Below are 16,254 nucleotides of genomic sequence, written 5' to 3'. Positions count from 1 at the left end.
CCGCCGCGTCATCACTGGTCACGGCAGCATCCACGACAACACCACCGTGCTCTGGGCGTAGACGATCAGGCACATCACGAGCAGCAGTCCGAGGCTCCACGGCAGCACCTTGCGCAACAAGTCGCCCTCGCGTCCCGCGAGTCCCACCGCCGCGCAGGCGATCGTGAGGTTCTGCGGCGAGATCATCTTGCCGAGGACGCCGCCCGAACTGTTCGCGGCGGCAAGGAGTTCCGGTGACAGGCCCGACTGCTGGGCGGCGGTCACCTGGAGGGCGCCGAAGAGGGCGTTGGCGGAGGTGTCGGACCCGGAGACCGCGACGCCGAACCAGCCGAGGACGGGCGACAGAAAGGCGAGTCCCGCGCCCGCGGCGGCCACGAAGTGCCCGATGGTGGCGGCCTGCCCGGAGAGGTTCATGACGTACGCGAGGGCGAGCACGCTCGTCACGGTGAGGATCGCGAACCGCAGCTCGTGCACGGTCGCGCACCACTCGCGCACGGCCACGCGCGCGTGCACGCCGATGACCACCGCCGTGAGCACCCCCGCGAGGAGCACGAGCGTGCCTCCGGTGGAGACCAGCGGCAGCGTGAAGACGTTGCCGCCCACAGGTTCGCCGCCCGGATCGGCGACATCGAGGAACGGCCAGTCGAAGACCCGATTGGCCTTCACCAGCCAGTCCTTGACGGCGGGGATCTGCGCCACGGAGAAGATGACGACGATGAGCGCGTACGGGGCGTAGGCGCGCAGCACGTCGGAGCGCGCGTCCTCCTCGTCCAGGTCCTCGCTGCGTACGCCGGTGAGGACCGCGGCGCGTACGGGTTCGGCGGCCGGCCTGCGGGAGTGCGGGGCGGCGACGAGCGCGCCGGCGCCCACCAACGCGGCGCCGATGTCGGCGAGTTGCGCGGAGACGTAGTTGGAGGCCGCGAACTGGGCCACGGCGAAGGCGAATCCGCAGGCCACGGCGGGCACCCAGGTCTCGCGCAGGCCGCGCCGGCCGTCCACCAGACCGACGAGCACCAGCGGCACGACGAGCGCGAGCAGCGGCGTCTGACGGCCCACCACGGACGCGACGGAGTCCAGCGGGAGCCCGGTGACCTGGGCGAGCGTCACCACGGGTGTGCCCATGGCGCCGAACGCGACCGGCGCCGTATTGGCCACAAGAGCGACGACGGCGGCCTTCACGGGGTCGAAGCCGAGCGCCACGAGCATCACGGAGCAGATCGCCACCGGGGCGCCGAACCCGGCGAGGGCCTCCAGGAGCGCGCCGAAGCAGAACGCGATGACGAGCGCCTGGATGCGCGGATCGTCGGAGAGCCTCCCGAAGGAGCGGCGCAGGATGTCGAAGTGCCGGGTGCGCACGGTCATCCGGTACACCCACAGGGCGTTGACGACGATCCACATGATGGGGAAGAGGCCGAACAGGACGCCCTGTGCGGCGCTGGAGAAGGTCTGGCCGAGCGGCATGCCGTACGCGAGCCACGCGACGAGCACGGCCACGGCGAGGCCGATCAGGCCCGCGAGATGCGCCTTCATGCGGACGGCGCCCAGCAGGACGAGGACGGTGACGAGGGGCAGGGTCGCGACGAGGGCGGACAGGCCGAGCGAGCCACCTACGGGCTCCAACTGCTGGACGAACACGAGCGCCTCCCGGAATCCCGGATTCCCATACGACGGGTGGCGAAATGGTCGTGTCCTCGACAACTCACGTCAACGTACGGGACGGAGTTGGCCGCAAAGATCCGGTGAAGGCGCTTACTACGCCCCCGTACGGGGTCAGTTGTCGGGCGAGCGCAGCACTCGGAGGTGGCCGCGGCGGGCGACCTCCATCGGGTCCGCGGAGCGCGCCCCCGAGCCACCGGCTCCGGCCGCGCGCTCCTGCGGGCGGGCCGCCTCGCGCACGGCGTTGGCGAGGGCTTCGAGGTCGTCGCTGCTGTGCCGCGCGGGACCGCTGCTGTCGGCGAGCCGGACGACTTCCCAGCCACGCGGCGCGGTGAGGCGCTCGGAGTGCTCGGCGCACAGGTCGTAGCAGTGGGGTTCGGCGTAGGTGGCGAGGGGGCCGAGGACCGCGGTCGAGTCGGCGTAGACGTACGTCAGCGTCGCGACGGCGGGACGGCCGCAAGCGGTGCGCGAACAGCGACGTACAGGGCTCACGACGTTGGACGGTACCGCACTCTTGAACGGGCCGCGACGACTCTCCCTGAGGTCACCCCACCGTGTCGTGGTGTGAGACGGCGCACACCGGCCGGCGCGAGCGCCCTCGTGACCTGGGGCGACCCGGGGTCGTGCGCCCCACCGAACAGTTGAAAGCGGTCACCACTCGGGGCAAATGCCGTCAATAGTCGCGAGATCAACGGTCCGGGAGGGATGTGGAATCAGGCCCAAGAATGGCTTGATCGGTCAGGATGCGACATCCCGCGCCCGGCACCGCGCGCCACCGCCTCCCGGGCCCGGGAGGACTACGCTGCGTCGGTGATGGAAAGGCCCGCACAACCCGACAACACCGCCGCCCCGGCCCCCGCGTCCGCCCCCGGCGAGCCACGCCCGCCGCGCCGCCGCGACCGGCACGGCCGCGGCATGCGCGGGCCCGTGGCGCCGCCGCAGGTGCCGCTGGCCGCCAGCCGCGCCGAGGTCTTCGCGGACCTCGTACAGGACTCCGTGGAGCGTCTTGAGCGGCGCTGGCCGCAGCTCGCCGACATCGACTTCCTCGTCCTGGAGGTGCCGCGCCTGACGGCGGAGGACGAGGCGTGGGGCGGTGACTCGGTGCCGCTGGGCGGCACGATCGCGGCACGGGACGGGGTGCCCGCGCGCGTGGTCGTCTACCGGCGTCCCGTGGAGATCCGCACCAAGGGCCGCGACGAGCGCGCGGCACTGGTGCACGACGTGGTCGTCGAGCAGGTCGCGGAGGTCCTCGGGCTCACCCCGGAGACGGTGGATCCGCGCTACGGGGACTTCGAGGACGGCGAGGACTGACCTCGCCGCCCTTCCCGGAGCCGGTCACTTCTGAAGCACCGACAGGTCCTCGCCTGCCTGCGGCACCGACACGGTCCCCCGGTCGTCCGGCAGCGTCTGCACGGTGAACGCGGGGACGCCGTCCTGCTTCTCCTCCAGCATCCGCGAGCCGTAGACCTCGCCGCCGGACACCGGCTCCACCGTCAGCGCGTACGTGCCCTTCAGGCCGGCGGGCACGGGCGGGGTGACCGACAGGGTCGTACCGCCCTTGACCGTGTACTCCTTCGTGGTCGCGGTGCCACCCCCGGTGCCCTGCGACGCGGTCACCTTCACCTTGCCGGTGGCGCCGGGCGCGGTCAGGGCGAGCGTCGAGCCCTTCGCGCGGTTGTCGGCGACCGTGGCGCGGCCGCCGATGTCACGGGTGGCCGGGATGAACGCCGTCTCCTGATCGGCGCCCTTGCCGCGCGTGACGCGCAGCGCGGCCACGACCGGCACCGCGTCCTCGGTGGGCGTCAGGATCAGCGAACCCGCGTCGCCGCGCGTGACCTGACCGAGGTCGACCGCGGCGGTCATGCCGGACTTCACATGCAGCGAGTCGTGCCCGGCGGGCACGATCTTGCCGCTGGAGGTGGCGAGCTGGACCTTCAGGTCGGCGTCGTCCTGGCCCGGCGCGAAGACGACCAGGCGCGCGTTCGTGGCGTCCTTCGGGATGCCGGGCAGCACGAGGGAGCCCGCCGGGTCGGCGGACGCGGGCAGCCAGTCGCCGCCCAGCTTGTCGTCGGCCGCCGACACGACGGCCGCGACCCGGCCGCTGCGCGCGCTCACGTGCAGCGTCAGGTTCGTGTACGCCTTCTCGGTCAGCGTCGACAGCAGGACCGGGACGCTGGAGTGCGGGCCGATCTGGATGCCCTCGCCGACCTCTGACTTGACCGCGCCGTCCGGGCCGTACAGCTGCACGTCCACGACCGCGGCCTCGTTGTCCGGGTTCGTGAGGTGGATGTAGTCGTTGCGGTCGTCGGCGGTGCTCGCGCCGGGGAAGTAGAAGTCGGTGTCGGGCGCCGAGCAGTTCACGCCGAGCAGGCCGCGGCCGGTGCCCGCCTCCACGGTGGTGGTCTGCTGGACGGTCCAGCCGGGGGCCAGCTTGCCGTCCGCGGTGCCGACCAGCGCCGGCTCGTCGGCTCCGGAGGCCTCCCCCGCGGCGGGCTTGCCGGGCTCCTTCGGGGTGACGACCGACTTGGGCGTCTTGGCTTTCCCCTTCGCCCCGCTGTCACTCGCACCGGTCTCCGTGGGCAGCAGTTCGGCCTTGCCGGAGTCCTGCGCGTCCTTGGTGACGGGCGTGTACGACGTGTACGCGGTCTCCGCCAGGTCGGACTGGCTGGGCGTCGGGCAGAGCAGACTGGACCGCTCGACGGGCAGGTGCGCGGCGGCCTTGGCCGCCGTGTCGTCCTCGCCGCCGGGCTGGGACGCGGCGGCGAACCCGGTGACGGCGGCCAGGGCCGTCACCGCGGCGATCAGGGAGAGGGTCGTGCGGTTCACTGCTGGCTCCCGTCGGAACGCTCACTGTCGGTGCCGTGGCCTTGGCCCTGCTGCTCGTACGTCGGGTCGTACGGCGCCTGCGTCTCGTACGTGCCCCCGTAGGCGTACGGGTCGTACTGGCCGGCCTGGTAGGGGTCGGCCTGCTGGGCCTGCGGGTCGTAGCCGTACGGGGCGCCCTGGTACTGCTGCTCCCCCGCCGCGTAGGTGCCGTACTCGGCGGCCGCGTACGTCGGCTGGTCCCACTCGCCGTACGTCTCCTGCTGCGGGATCTGCACCGGCGCCTCCTCCGGAGGAGGCGGCATGCTGTCATCTCCGCCGCTGCCGCTGCCGGTGTCGACGCCGGTCGCTGCCTGCTCGGCCTCGGCCTGGGCGCGCAGTCGGCGGGCGCGACGGCCCTCGCCCGCGACGGCCTGTGCGGGCACGACCGGCTCCTCCGGCAGGTCGTCGTCGATCTCGCGACGGCGGCCCGGCAGGGCGAGCACCACGAGGACGAGGGCGAGCCCGCCCTGGATCCACAGCCATGCGGTGTGCGTGATCGGCGCGTCGTAGGTGACGTCCAGCGTGCCGCCGGACGGCGGCAGTTCGAAGCCCTGCGCCCAGCCGTCGACCGTGGTCTTCGTCAGAGGCGCGCCGTCGAGGGTGGCGGTCCAGCCCTCGGCGGCCTGGTCGGCGAGGCGCAGCACGCGGCCCTCGCCGCCCGCGGGCACCTTCGTGTGGATGTCGACGGGGCCCGCGGCGACGGCCCTGGCCTGCTCGGACGTCGAACCGGTGGCGGCGGTGGGCAGGACGACCGCCCGCGCCACCTGCCGGTCGACGCGCCACAGCGCGGTGCCGTCCTGCTGGCTCAGCCGGGTCAGGCCCGGCGTCGCGTCGAGGACGCGGCCCATCTGGCGGGGCGCGCCGTCGCGTACGAGGACGTAGCGCACGGCGAAGCCGCCGAGCTGGTCGGCCTGGTCGGCGCCGGAGCCCGCGACGAGGTTCGCGACGACCTTGTCGAGCCGGGTGTTCCGCCCCGCGGCCTCGGTCAGTTCGCTGTCGCCGAGCCGGGCGCCCGCGCCGCGGACCAGCGAGTACGCGACCTCGCCCGTGTTCCCGTCGAGGACGAGGGTGCGGGCCTGGTCGTGCGTGCCGGCCTCCTCGGCGACGAACGCGGGCACCTGGACCGGGTCACGCCGCTGCAGGGGCCGTCGGCGCCGCGGATCATCCATCCCGCGGCGAGCAGCAGCGGGCCCGCGGCGGCGGCGAAGGCGATCAGCGCGGCCACCGGCTGGCGCCAGCCGAAGCTCTGCTCGGCCACGCGCGAGCGGGCACCGTCGGCGCCGAGCGCGGCGGCGGCGAGCAGCGCAATGCCGTAGACGAGGGTGGCGGGGCCGGCCCACGTCGAGTGGTTCGACAGGACCGCGAAGACCAGCGCCACCACGGCGACGGTCCAGGCGGTGAGGACCGCGAGGCGGCGCTCCTGGCGCAGCAGCGCGGCGAGCGCGGCGAGCACGATGCCGATGAGCAGCAGACTGCCCGTCGTGCCGGAGCCGCCCGGCGAGGCGCCGAGCAGTCCGACCGCGGTCGCGGCGCCCTTCCCGTACGGCAGTCCGGCCTCCTGGAAGAAGCCGAACGGCAGCAGCGTGAGGGACCACGGCGCGAGCATCAGCAGCGGCGTGCCGAGCGCGGCCAGGAAACGCAGCCCGTAGGCGGTGATGTCGCCGCGGCGCACCACAAGGAGCGCGATGCCGAGGACGAGGGCGATCGGCCACACGAGGGGCGTGAAGGCGGTCGCGAGCGTCAGCAGGAGGGCGTACGCCCAGGTGGCGCGCCAACTGCCGCGGGCCCCCCGGTCGTTCATCAGCCCCGACGCGGACAGCCCCGCGCGCGCGATGAGCGGCAGCAGGATCGCGAGGACGGACGTGCCGACCCGACCGCCCGCGAGGGCTCCGGTGGCGGCGGGCAGGAACGCGTAGGCGACGGCGGCCCAGGCGCGCAGCAGGCGCGACTCGACGAGCGGCCTGGACGCGAAGTACGCGGCGAAGCCCGCGAGCGGCACCGAACCGACCAGCAGCACGGTGATCGCGAGGCCGGTGGAGCCGAACAGGACGGTGGAGAACGCGGCGATGAGCGCGAGGTACGGGGGCGCCGACTGCGTGCCTCCCGTACTGGTCGCGTGCCAGGCGTCCAGGTAGCGCGCCCACAGGTCGGAGGCGTCGCCGGGGGCCGGGAGCAGCGCTCCGCCGGCGAGCGCGCCGCCGCCCATCAGCGCCCGGCAGGCGATGAGGGAGACGAAGAGCAGCACCACGAAGAGCACGGGTCCGGGCTTGCGGGCGACGCGCTTGAGGCGGGCGAACCGCTCGATCTGGATGAACTCGGCGTCGTCGCCGGCCCCGGGCTCCAGACCGCCGCCGCCGTGGCGTCCGGCGGTGGAGGTCTCGGGGTCGTCGGCGCCGAAGAGGTTTCCGGCGACCTGCTCGACGGTGAGCCGCACGGTCGCGCCGGGCGGCGGGAACAGCGGTCGCAGTTCCTTGGGATCGACGCTTCCCTTGCCGCGCTGTTTGCGGGCGGCAAGGATGCGCCCCGGCCGCAGCAGCGTCGCCATCAGGCCGGCGATCTCGTCGAAGGCCTGGCCGGGCACCTTGCCGACCAGGTAGGCGATCGTGCGCAGCAGCGTGCCGAGCACGAGGCGGACGAGGACCCAGGGAAGCACCGCCGCGCGCGCGTTGACGAGCAGGGTGTAGACGGCGCCCGCCTTGTCGACCTTGTGCGGCGACGAGGCGGTGCGGCCCACGCAGTCGACGGTGCGGCGCTCGCGCGAGGAGGCCTCGGCGTGCCGCACGACGGCCTCGGGGGCGACGACGACGCGGTGCCCGGCGGCCTGGGCGCGCCAGCACAGGTCGACGTCGTCGCGCATCAGCGGCAGCCTGCGGTCGAACCCGCCGAGCTGCTCGAAGACATCACGCCGGATCAGCATGCCGGCGGTGGACACGGACAGGACGGGCCGTACGTGGTCGTGCTGGCCCTGGTCCTGCTCGCGGCGGTCGAGGCCGGTCCAGCGGCGCCCGGAGTTGGCGATGGAGACGCCGACCTCCAGGAGCTGCCTGCGGTCGTACCAGCCGCGCAGTTTGGGGCCGACGATCGCGACGTCGGCGCCGGCCTCGCGCTCCATCTCGACGACGCGCAGCATCTGGGCGAGCGCGTCGGGCTCGGGCGCGCAGTCGTCGTGCAGCAGCCACAGCCACTGCTCGGGTTCGCCGTGCGGCAGGTCGGGCAGGTCGTACGCGTCGTCGCGCCAGGAGCGGCTGACGGGGTCCCAGCCGCTCGGCCGCTTCAAGTAGGGCAGCTCTTCGGGGGTGAGCACCCCCGCGCCGCGTACGGCCTCGTCGACGGCCTGGCCGAAGCCGGTGCGGCGGGCGAGGTGCAGGACGCGCTCGTCGCCGAGCGACGCGGCGACCAGGGCCGCGGACTCGTCGGAGCTGCCGGTGTCGGCCGCCATCGCGTTCTGTACGGGGCGCTCCTGGCCGAGCAGTCCTGACAGGACGTCGGGCAGCCAGCGCGCTCCGTCGTGCGAGACGACGACGGCGGTGACGACATGCCTGGGGAACTCGGGGGCGCTGCTCGGGTCGAGCCCTGCGGCGTGCCCCGGGGTGAACGCGGCGGCGGCAGCACCGAATTGGCCTGCCGAGTGGCTGTGCACGGACATCGAGGTACGGGCCCCGGTTCGTTGGACTGCGGTGGACGCCTGTGCCCGGTGGGGGCGCGGTGGCGTCTCGGACGGGGCCCCACACTAACGGCTGCCAACAACCGCGGCCCGCCCCCTGTGGACAACCCAGGGCAGCGGGCCGTGCGTACCGCGCGGATGAGCGCGCGAATCGATGTCTCGACGGGTGTCTCGACGGATGTCCCGATCGAGGACTGGATCGATGTCCGGATCAGGGACTGATCGGCGTCCGGATCGACGCCCAGATCGATGTCCGGGTCGATGTCCGGGTCGGCGGCTAGACGGCGGCCTTCTTCAGGCGGCGGCGCTCACGCTCGGACAGGCCGCCCCAGATGCCGAAGCGCTCGTCGTTGGCCAGCGCGTACTCGAGGCACTCCGAGCGGACCTCGCACGCCAGGCAGACCTTCTTGGCCTCCCTCGTGGAGCCCCCCTTCTCGGGGAAGAACGACTCGGGGTCGGTCTGGGCGCACAGCGCGCGCTCCTGCCAGCCGAGTTCCTCTTCCGCGTCCTCGACCAGCAGATCCTGAAACGACTCGGTCATAGTGCGCCCCTCGTCTGTCCGTGCGTCCCCGTGATGTTGCCGTTACCGATTTCGGCTGAACGACACGAGTGAAATTACAAGTGTGCCGATCCGGGGCAGTCAAGCCGAGATCTGCTATTGGGCCCCTTATTCACTCTGCGGAACCAAGGCTATGCGGAAAGTGTTCAAATCGGCAAAAACCGTGACACTTGCCAGCGGCCCATCTGGAGGGCCAGCCCCCACTTCCCTCGCTGCAAACCACTACAAGGAAGGACGCCGCGGAGTTTGATCGCGTTCCTGTGCGCCTACGGAAGCGAACCGGATCACAGTCGGATCACGGGATCGCAACGGCGTTTGCGCACCGGGTCGATGCGCCACATGTCCGGCTCAGGCCCTGCACAAACCTTTCGCCTGAGAGAGATACCGGATGAGGTGAAACATATCCCACAATCCGGACAGCGAGTTGACAGCTCAGGCATGAACCGGTGTCCTGGTGGGCATGCTCGCGAACTTGGCACCGTCGACGTCCCGCACCGCCGGGTCCGTCTCCGCTGCCCGCGCGCACCACAGCTGTTGCTGTTCCGGCTGTTGAGTCGTTGAGCCTGCGGGCTCCGACCGCTTCACCGCGTTTCTCCACGCTCTCCTCTTCTGTACGGCCCTTTGCCCCTGACCAGGGCTTCCGCACCGCACTCTCCGCCGAGGAACCACACACCCGATGAACAGCGACAGCGACCTCCAGATCGCCGGCGACATCCTCGAAGTACCCCACCTGCTCCAGCCCGCCCGGGAACACCCGGAGACCGTGGCCGAGTTCGTGGGCCTGGCCCGCGCCATCGCCGCCGACCGCTCCCAGTGGGAGCACCTCGTCGAGTACGACGCCACCTCGCGCTGGTACCACCGGCTGCGCACCGGCCCCGGCTACGAGGTGTGGCTGCTGTCCTGGGTGCCCGGCCAGGGCAGCGGACCGCACGACCACGGCCGCTCCTCCGGCGTACTGACGCTCCTGGAGGGCGAACTGACGGAGCGTACGGAACGCGGCGGCCTCGCCCTCTCCCCCGGCGCGCAGCGCGTGTTCGCGCCCGGCTACGTCCACGAGGTCGTGAACGACTCCCTCGAACCGGCCGTCAGCCTCCACGTGTACTACCCCGGCCTGACCGAGATGCCGATGCACAGCGCCGTCTGCGCGGTGGCGGACGAGGTCGACGCCGTCGACGGGGTCACTGTCTGAGACCGGCCGACGCGCTGTCGGAGGTGCCTGCGATGCTGGGCGCATGCGCATTGTGGTTCTGGCAGGCGGCATCGGTGGTGCCCGGTTCCTTCGTGGTCTCAAACTGGCCGCCCCGGACGCGGACATCACGGTCATCGGCAACACCGGGGACGACATCCACCTCTTCGGTCTGAAGGTCTGTCCCGACCTCGACACGGTGATGTACACGCTGGGCGGCGGCATCAACGAGGAGCAGGGCTGGGGTCGTACGGGCGAGTCCTTCACGGTGAAGGAGGAGCTCGCGGCGTACGGCGTCGGACCCGAGTGGTTCGGGCTCGGCGACCGGGACTTCGCGACCCACATCGTCCGTACGCAGATGCTCGCGGCGGGGTTCCCGCTCAGCGCGGTGACCGAGGCGCTGTGCGAGCGCTGGAAGCCGGGCGTGCGGCTCCTCCCCATGTCGGACGACCGCGTGGAGACGCACGTCGCCGTCGACATCGACGGTGAGCGCAAGGCCGTGCACTTCCAGGAGTACTGGGTGAAGCTGCGGGCCTCCGTGGACGCACAGGCCGTGGTGCCGGTCGGCGCCGAGCAGGCCAAGCCCGCGCCCGGGGTGCTCGAAGCGATCGCCGCGGCCGACGTCATCCTCTTCCCGCCGTCGAACCCCGTGGTGAGCGTCGGCACGATCCTCTCCGTGCCCGGCATCCGGGAGGCCATCGCCGAGGCGGGCGTGCCCGTCGTCGGGCTCTCCCCCATCGTCGGCGACGCCCCCGTGCGCGGGATGGCCGACAAGGTCCTCGCGGCCGTCGGCGTCGAGTCCAGCGCCGCCGCCGTCGCCGAGCACTACGGCTCGGGCCTGCTCGACGGATGGCTCGTCGACACCGTGGACGCCGGGGTCGTGGAGCGCGTCGAGAGCGCCGGGATCCGCTGCCGGGCCGTACCGCTGATGATGACCGACCCCGAAGTGGGCACCGCCGCCGCCGACATGGCGCGCGCGGCGCTTCAGCTCGCCGAGGAGGTGCGGACCGCGTGACCTCCTCGGCCGCTCCGTCCTTTCGCGCGTGGGCCGTCCCCGGGATCCCCGAGGTGCGTGAGGGCGACGACCTCGCCAAGCTGATCGTCGCCGCCGAGCCCGGCCTCGCCGACGGGGACGTCCTCCTCGTCACCTCGAAGATCGTCAGCAAGGCCGAGGGCCGGATCGTCCGCGCGGACGACCGGGAGGCCGCGATCGACGCCGAGACCGTACGGGTCGTGGCGCGCCGCGGGACGCTGCGCATCGTCGAGAACAAGCTGGGTCTGGTCATGGCCGCGGCCGGGGTCGACGCGTCCAACACCCCCGCCGGGACCGTGCTCCTGCTGCCCGAGGACCCCGACGCCTCGGCGGCGGCGATCCGGGACGGGGTGCGGGACGCGCTGGGCGTCGAGGTCGGCGTCGTCGTCACCGACACCTTCGGCCGGCCCTGGCGCAACGGTCTGACCGACGTGGCCATCGGCGCCGCCGGAGTGCGGGTCCTCGACGACCTGCGGGGCGGCGTGGACGCGTACGGGAATCCGCTGAGCGCGACCGTCGTGGCGACCGCCGACGAACTGGCCGCCGCCGGGGACCTCGTCAAGGGCAAGGCCGGCGGGCTGCCGGTCGCCGTCGTGCGCGGGCTCGGTGACGTCGTGTCCCCGCGGGACGGTTCCGCGCGCGAGCTGGTGCGGGTGGCACGTGACGACATGTTCCGGCTCGGGACGTCGGAGGCGGTGCGGGAGGCCGTGACGCAGCGGCGCACCGTGCGGGCCTTCACCGACGAGCCGGTCGACCCGGGTGCCGTGCGGCGGGCCGTCGCGGCCGCCGTCACCGCGCCCGCGCCGCATCACACGACACCGTGGCGGTTCGTGCTGCTCGAATCCGAGGAGTCGCGCGTACGGCTGCTCGACGCGATGCGGGACGCGTGGGTCGCGGATCTGCGGCGGGACGGCAAGAGCGAGGAGTCGATCGCGAAGCGGGTGCGGCGCGGGGACGTGCTGCGCAACGCGCCGTATCTGGTGGTGCCCTGTCTCGTGATGGACGGGTCGCACACGTACGGGGACGCGCGGCGGGACGCCGCGGAGCGCGAGATGTTCGTCGTCGCCACCGGGGCCGGGGTGCAGAACTTCCTCGTCGCGCTGGCCGGGGAGCGGCTCGGCTCCGCCTGGGTGTCGTCGACCATGTTCTGCCGGGACGTCGTACGGGACGTGCTGGAGCTGCCGGAGTCGTGGGACCCGATGGGGGCCGTCGCGGTGGGGCATGCGGCGGCGGAGCCCGGGGCGCGGCCTGAGCGGGTCGTCGGGGAGTTCGTCGAGGTGCGGTGACGTCGGGCGCGTGACGTCGGGCGCGGGGGGGGGCGTGGGGCTTGGGGTGTGGGGTGTGGGGTGTGGGGTGGTTACCAGTCGGCGATGTTGACCTTGCGCATCTTCGGCTGTCTGCGGGGCGGTGAGACGCCGCTGAGCAGGATCAGGCGGGCCGCTCGGTGGCGCTGGCCCGCGTACGGGGCGAGGAGCTCCAGCATGTCGTCGTCCGTCGCGTCACGGTTGCCCGCGAGGGCGTGACCGACGATGCCCGGGAGGTGTAGGTCGCCCGTCGTCACCTCGTCGGGCGCCCCGTGCGTGCGCTGGACCGTCTCGGCCGAGGTCCAGGGGCCGATGCCCGGGACGAGTTCGAGGCGGGTGCGGGCGGCCGCCGGGTCCATGTCCGCCGCCTCCTCCAGGCGGCGGGCCACCTTGACCGCGCGCAGGATCGTGGACGCCCGCTTGTTGTCGACGCCTGCCCTGTGCCATTCCCAGGACGGGATCAGCGCCCAGGTGCGCGGGTCCGGCATGACGCGCATCCGCAGCTCCTGACCGGCCGGGCCCGGGGCCGGTTCCCCGTACGTGTGGAGGAGCAGGCGCCAGGCACGGTAAGCCTCGTCCGTCGTGATCTTCTGTTCCAGGATCGACGGAATCAGTGATTCCAGGACCAGGCCCGTGCGGGTCAGGCGCAGGCCCGGTCGGCGACGGGCCGTCTGCGCGACGAGGCGGTGGCGCGGCTCGAACGTGGCCGGGTCGTCCGTCTCGCCCAGGAGCCGCGGCAGGTGCGCCAGGAACCAGTCGGCCCCCGGGCCCCAGGCCTCGGCCCTGACCGTGTCGCCCCGGTCCGTGACGCGGAGGGTGGCCGGGCCCTCCGGGGTGCGGCTCGCCCGCCACACGGAGCCGTCGGGCGTGGTGCGGAACGTGGGGTCCGCGGGGCCTCTGCGCAGCGGGCCGAGCGTCAGGCCCAGGTGGAGGGGGGTGGCGGGGGTGTGCGTCGTGACCTTGGGGGTGAGGTCGGGGGTGGAGGCGGGGGTGGCGGTGTGCGTCTGTTGTGGGGGGACCTGGGTGCCCGCGTCGCCGCCGCGCACCGTGGTGCGGGTGCGCGGTGTCTGGGTACGCGGGACGTATCGGCGGCCTGCCACGGGGTCCTTCGGGTGGGGCGGGTGTGTGTTTCGAGGGTAGGGGGTTCCCTGGCCTGCCCGCCCCCGTTCACGGCGTGAGGACCGTCGCTCCCGGTCGCTACGGGGAGCTCCTGGGCGATCCTGATCGCTACTGGTCCGAGGAGAAGCGGACCGCGCCCGCGGGGAGCGTCGCCTCGCACCAGACCCGGACCCCCGTCTGGAGCTCGTTGTCGGCGCCGACGTGGGCTCCGTCACCGATCACCGCGCCGTTGAGGATCGTGCGGGCCCCGATGTGGGCGCCCCTGCCGATCAGCGAGTCCGTGATGACCGCACCCGGTTCGATCACGGCGCCGGACAGGATCGTGGAGCCGAAGACCCGGGCGCCCTCGCCCACGCGCGCGTTCTCGCCGACGACCGTGCCGCCGGTGAGCTTCGCGTCCGGCGCGACCGTGGCCGTCGGCAGGACCAGGCGGTCGCCGCAGCGGCCCGGCACCGCCGGGGACGGGGCGCGGCCCAGGACCAGGTCCGCCGAGCCGCGCACGAAGGCCTGCGGGGTCCCGAGGTCCAGCCAGTACGTGGAGTCGACCATGCCCTGGAGGTGGGCGCCGGAGGACAGCAGGTCCGGGAACGTCTCCCGCTCGACCGAGACCGGGCGGCCCGTCGGGATCGTGTCGATGACCGAGCGGCGGAAGACGTACGCGCCCGCGTTGATCTGGTCCGTGACGATCTCTTCCGGGGTCTGCGGCTTCTCCAGGAACGCCTGCACCCTGCCCGTCCCGTCCGTGGGGACCAGGCCGTACGCGCGCGGGTCCTCGACGCGCGACAGATGCAGGGAGACGTCCGCGCCGGTCCTCTCGTGCTCGTCGACGAGCACCCTGATGTCCAGGCCCGTCAGGATGTCGCCGTTGAAGATCAGGACCGGGTCGTCGGGGCCCGAGTGCAGGTGCGAGGCGACGTTGCGGATGGCTCCGCCGGTGCCGAGGGGTTCGGTCTCGGTGACGTACTCCAGGTGCAGGCCCAGGCGGGAGCCGTCGCCGAAGTACGGCTCGAAGACCTCGGCCAGGTAGGACGTGGCGAGGACGATGTGGTCCACGCCCGCCGCCTTCGCCCGCGCCAGTTGGTGCGTGAGGAACGGGACGCCCGCGGCCGGGATCATCGGCTTCGGCGTGTTCACCGTGAGCGGGCGCAGTCTGGTGCCCTTGCCGCCGACCAGGAGGATCGCTTCTGTCACCTGTCGTCTCTGCTTCCTGCTGGGGCCGGCCGAACTGTCTTTCGGCCGGCCAGTGTATGCAGACCGTGCGAGGTGCCCGGGCCGGCCGGTCTCAGCGGCCCTGGAGGTGGGCGGAGCTGCTACGCGTCTTGCCGAGCTTGTTGTAGAGACGGCGTCCCGGGCATTCGGTCGCGAAGCCGTCCCGGTGGCCGGAGATTACATGCAGTCGCACATTCTTTCCCTTGCGGTAAAGATTGCCACCGCCCGACTTGAGATATGTCGTCCCGCGCGGATTTGCCCCGTACAGCCCGAGCTTCCACGCGGTGAGCTTCGCGATGGCGCTCAGCGCCGCGCCGGGCGGGTTGGAGCGGCCGAACGTGCCCAGGACCGCGACGCCCATGCTGTTGGTGTTGAAGCCGAGGGTGTGCGCGCCCATGACGGGCTTGGCGATCCCGCCGGCGCGGCCTTCGTAGATGTTGCCGCACTTGTCGACGAGGAAGTTGTAGCCCATGTCTCGCCAGCCACTGCTCTTGACGTGGTAGCGGTAGATACTGCGAATGACCGAAGGCGCTTGGGAGCAGCGGTAGTTGTTGCCCGATGCGCTGTGATGGACGAACGCCGCCTTGACCGTCTTCGTGTAGACGAAGTCGCGCTCGCGGAGCTTCTCGTTCGCTCCCCATCCCTTGCGCGTGATGATGCGGGGGCGGGCTCCCACGTAGGGGCGCACCTTGGTCGTCCTCGGCTCGCCGCCTCGCGCCTCGATCAGTTCGTCCTCCGTCACCTTCTTGGTGAGCGCGGGGACGGCAGCGGCGCCCAGCGGGGCGAGTTCGGCGTTCACCGCGGAGGCCGCGGCGGACTCGGCCGTGAGGGTCGTGGCCCGGGGGGCGTCCGCGGGGGCGCCCTGGGAAGGTTCGTCTCCCGGGTCCACCAGTTCCAGGCGGAGACCCTCGGGGAGGAGGGGCTGGTCCTGCTGTGTGGCTCGGGTGGGCTGGCTTTCTTCTGCTTTGACTCGGACCTCCACTCCGTCGGAGTCGCCCACCCACAGCGGCGCCGTGGAACCGTGGATGCGGCCCGAGGTGCGCTCGGCCGTGTCCGGGTCCGGGGCGTCGTCGTTGTGGGTCTCCACGTCCTGCCAGACGGACCAGGTGGTGGTGCCCGTGGTGCGGGTGCGGACCTGTACGTGGCCGTGGAGTTCCGCGTCCGGGTCGTCCCAGACGACGCCGACCAGGGAGAACGGGCGTACGTCGCGTTGCGGCAGGCCCTGTTCCTGGGGGGTGCCGGCGGCTCGGTTGGCGGTGAGGGGGGTGAGGGGGAGCGACTGGGTGCTGCCCGGGAGCGCGTCCTGCGCCGGAGTGGGCGCGGCGTGCGACGTTGTGGGGAGGGTGAGCGGGAGGGCCAGGGCGGCCGCGCAGGTGACGCCGATCGAGGAAGCAAGGAATCCACGCATGCCCACGATCGTGGGCATATCGGTTCCTTTCCGGCCAACCGGGTGGGTCATACGGGTGCTCGGGTGACGGCTTGTGGGTGGTGTGGGGGTGTGCCGCCCGGTGGGGGTGTCGGGGACGTGTCGGGGTACCTCCTCGACCGGATGGGTCGTGTTGTTTCCGGACGACCGATGTCGGGTCCCCCGCGCTGTGTTCCTGCGGAGTCCTGCGGGGGTACCCCGACACGTCCCCTCGCGTCGTGGGCCGGCTCCCC

The 16,254-nt window shown here is 72.5% G+C and carries 11 protein-coding genes and 1 pseudogene; 4 read left to right on the top strand and 8 right to left on the bottom strand.

From position 1 onward, the window contains the following. Positions 1-18: 18 nt before the first annotated feature. Both V2W30_RS23835 and V2W30_RS23830 read right to left on the bottom strand, forming a co-directional pair. On the bottom strand, positions 19-1,635 hold the full coding sequence (locus V2W30_RS23835; RefSeq protein WP_338699578.1) for an L-lactate permease: 1,617 nt from the start codon (positions 1,633-1,635) through the stop codon (positions 19-21). A gap of 135 nt (positions 1,636-1,770) precedes the next feature. Then, on the bottom strand, positions 1,771-2,148 hold the full coding sequence (locus tag V2W30_RS23830; RefSeq protein ID WP_338699576.1) for a DUF3499 domain-containing protein: 378 nt from the start codon (positions 2,146-2,148) through the stop codon (positions 1,771-1,773). Positions 2,149-2,469: 321 nt separating this feature from the next. Here V2W30_RS23830 and V2W30_RS23825 point away from each other — a divergent pair, with 321 nt between their 5' ends. After that, positions 2,470-2,967, top strand: a complete 498-nt coding sequence (locus tag V2W30_RS23825; protein ID WP_338699573.1) for a metallopeptidase family protein — start codon at positions 2,470-2,472, stop codon at positions 2,965-2,967. Positions 2,968-2,991: 24 nt separating this feature from the next. On the opposite strand, the gene V2W30_RS23820 is transcribed toward V2W30_RS23825, so the two are convergent. The 3 genes and pseudogenes from V2W30_RS23820 to V2W30_RS23810 form a co-directional block, all read right to left on the bottom strand. Next, a complete protein-coding gene (locus V2W30_RS23820; protein ID WP_338699571.1) occupies positions 2,992-4,482 on the bottom strand; it encodes a DUF5719 family protein in 1,491 nt (496 codons plus the stop codon). Continuing rightward, positions 4,479-8,167: pseudogene (locus tag V2W30_RS23815) on the bottom strand (glycosyltransferase). Before V2W30_RS23815 ends, V2W30_RS23820 begins: the two are co-directional and overlap by 4 nt. 295 nt (positions 8,168-8,462) lie before the next feature. Beyond that, entirely contained in the window at positions 8,463-8,726 is a 264-nt protein-coding gene (locus tag V2W30_RS23810) for a WhiB family transcriptional regulator (RefSeq protein ID WP_127831770.1), read from the bottom strand. 694 nt (positions 8,727-9,420) lie between these two features. Here V2W30_RS23810 and V2W30_RS23805 point away from each other — a divergent pair. From V2W30_RS23805 to V2W30_RS23795, 3 genes are read left to right on the top strand one after another with little or no spacing between them, the layout of a single operon-like run. Beyond that, complete coding sequence (locus tag V2W30_RS23805; protein WP_338699566.1) at positions 9,421-9,933, top strand: cysteine dioxygenase family protein; 513 nt, start codon at positions 9,421-9,423, stop codon at positions 9,931-9,933. A 43-nt stretch (positions 9,934-9,976) separates the two neighbouring features. Further along, on the top strand, positions 9,977-10,945 hold the full coding sequence (cofD, locus tag V2W30_RS23800) for a 2-phospho-L-lactate transferase (RefSeq protein WP_338699564.1): 969 nt from the start codon (positions 9,977-9,979) through the stop codon (positions 10,943-10,945). Continuing rightward, complete coding sequence (locus V2W30_RS23795) at positions 10,942-12,249, top strand: coenzyme F420-0:L-glutamate ligase (protein WP_338699563.1); 1,308 nt, start codon at positions 10,942-10,944, stop codon at positions 12,247-12,249. Before cofD ends, V2W30_RS23795 begins: the two co-directional genes overlap by 4 nt. A 71-nt stretch (positions 12,250-12,320) precedes the next feature. Here V2W30_RS23795 and V2W30_RS23790 read toward each other — a convergent pair whose 3' ends face one another. The 3 genes from V2W30_RS23790 to V2W30_RS23780 form a co-directional block, all read right to left on the bottom strand. Continuing rightward, entirely contained in the window at positions 12,321-13,367 is a 1,047-nt protein-coding gene (locus V2W30_RS23790; RefSeq protein ID WP_338699562.1) for a DNA-3-methyladenine glycosylase 2 family protein, read from the bottom strand. Positions 13,368-13,494: 127 nt separating this feature from the next. After that, positions 13,495-14,577 carry an NDP-sugar synthase gene (locus V2W30_RS23785; RefSeq protein WP_338699560.1) on the bottom strand — a complete coding sequence of 361 codons (1,083 nt, stop codon included), beginning with the start codon at positions 14,575-14,577 and terminating at the stop codon, positions 13,495-13,497. 91 nt (positions 14,578-14,668) lie between these two features. Next, positions 14,669-16,021, bottom strand: coding sequence for a peptidoglycan recognition protein family protein (locus V2W30_RS23780; RefSeq protein WP_338699559.1), 1,353 nt, complete (start codon positions 16,019-16,021; stop codon positions 14,669-14,671). Positions 16,022-16,254: the final 233 nt, after the last annotated feature.

Origin of the sequence: Streptomyces sp. Q6, from assembly GCF_036967205.1 — a bacterium.
Taxonomy (GTDB): Bacteria; Actinomycetota; Actinomycetes; order Streptomycetales; family Streptomycetaceae; genus Streptomyces; species Streptomyces citrinus.
This window is presented reverse-complemented; position numbering and strand designations above follow the sequence as displayed.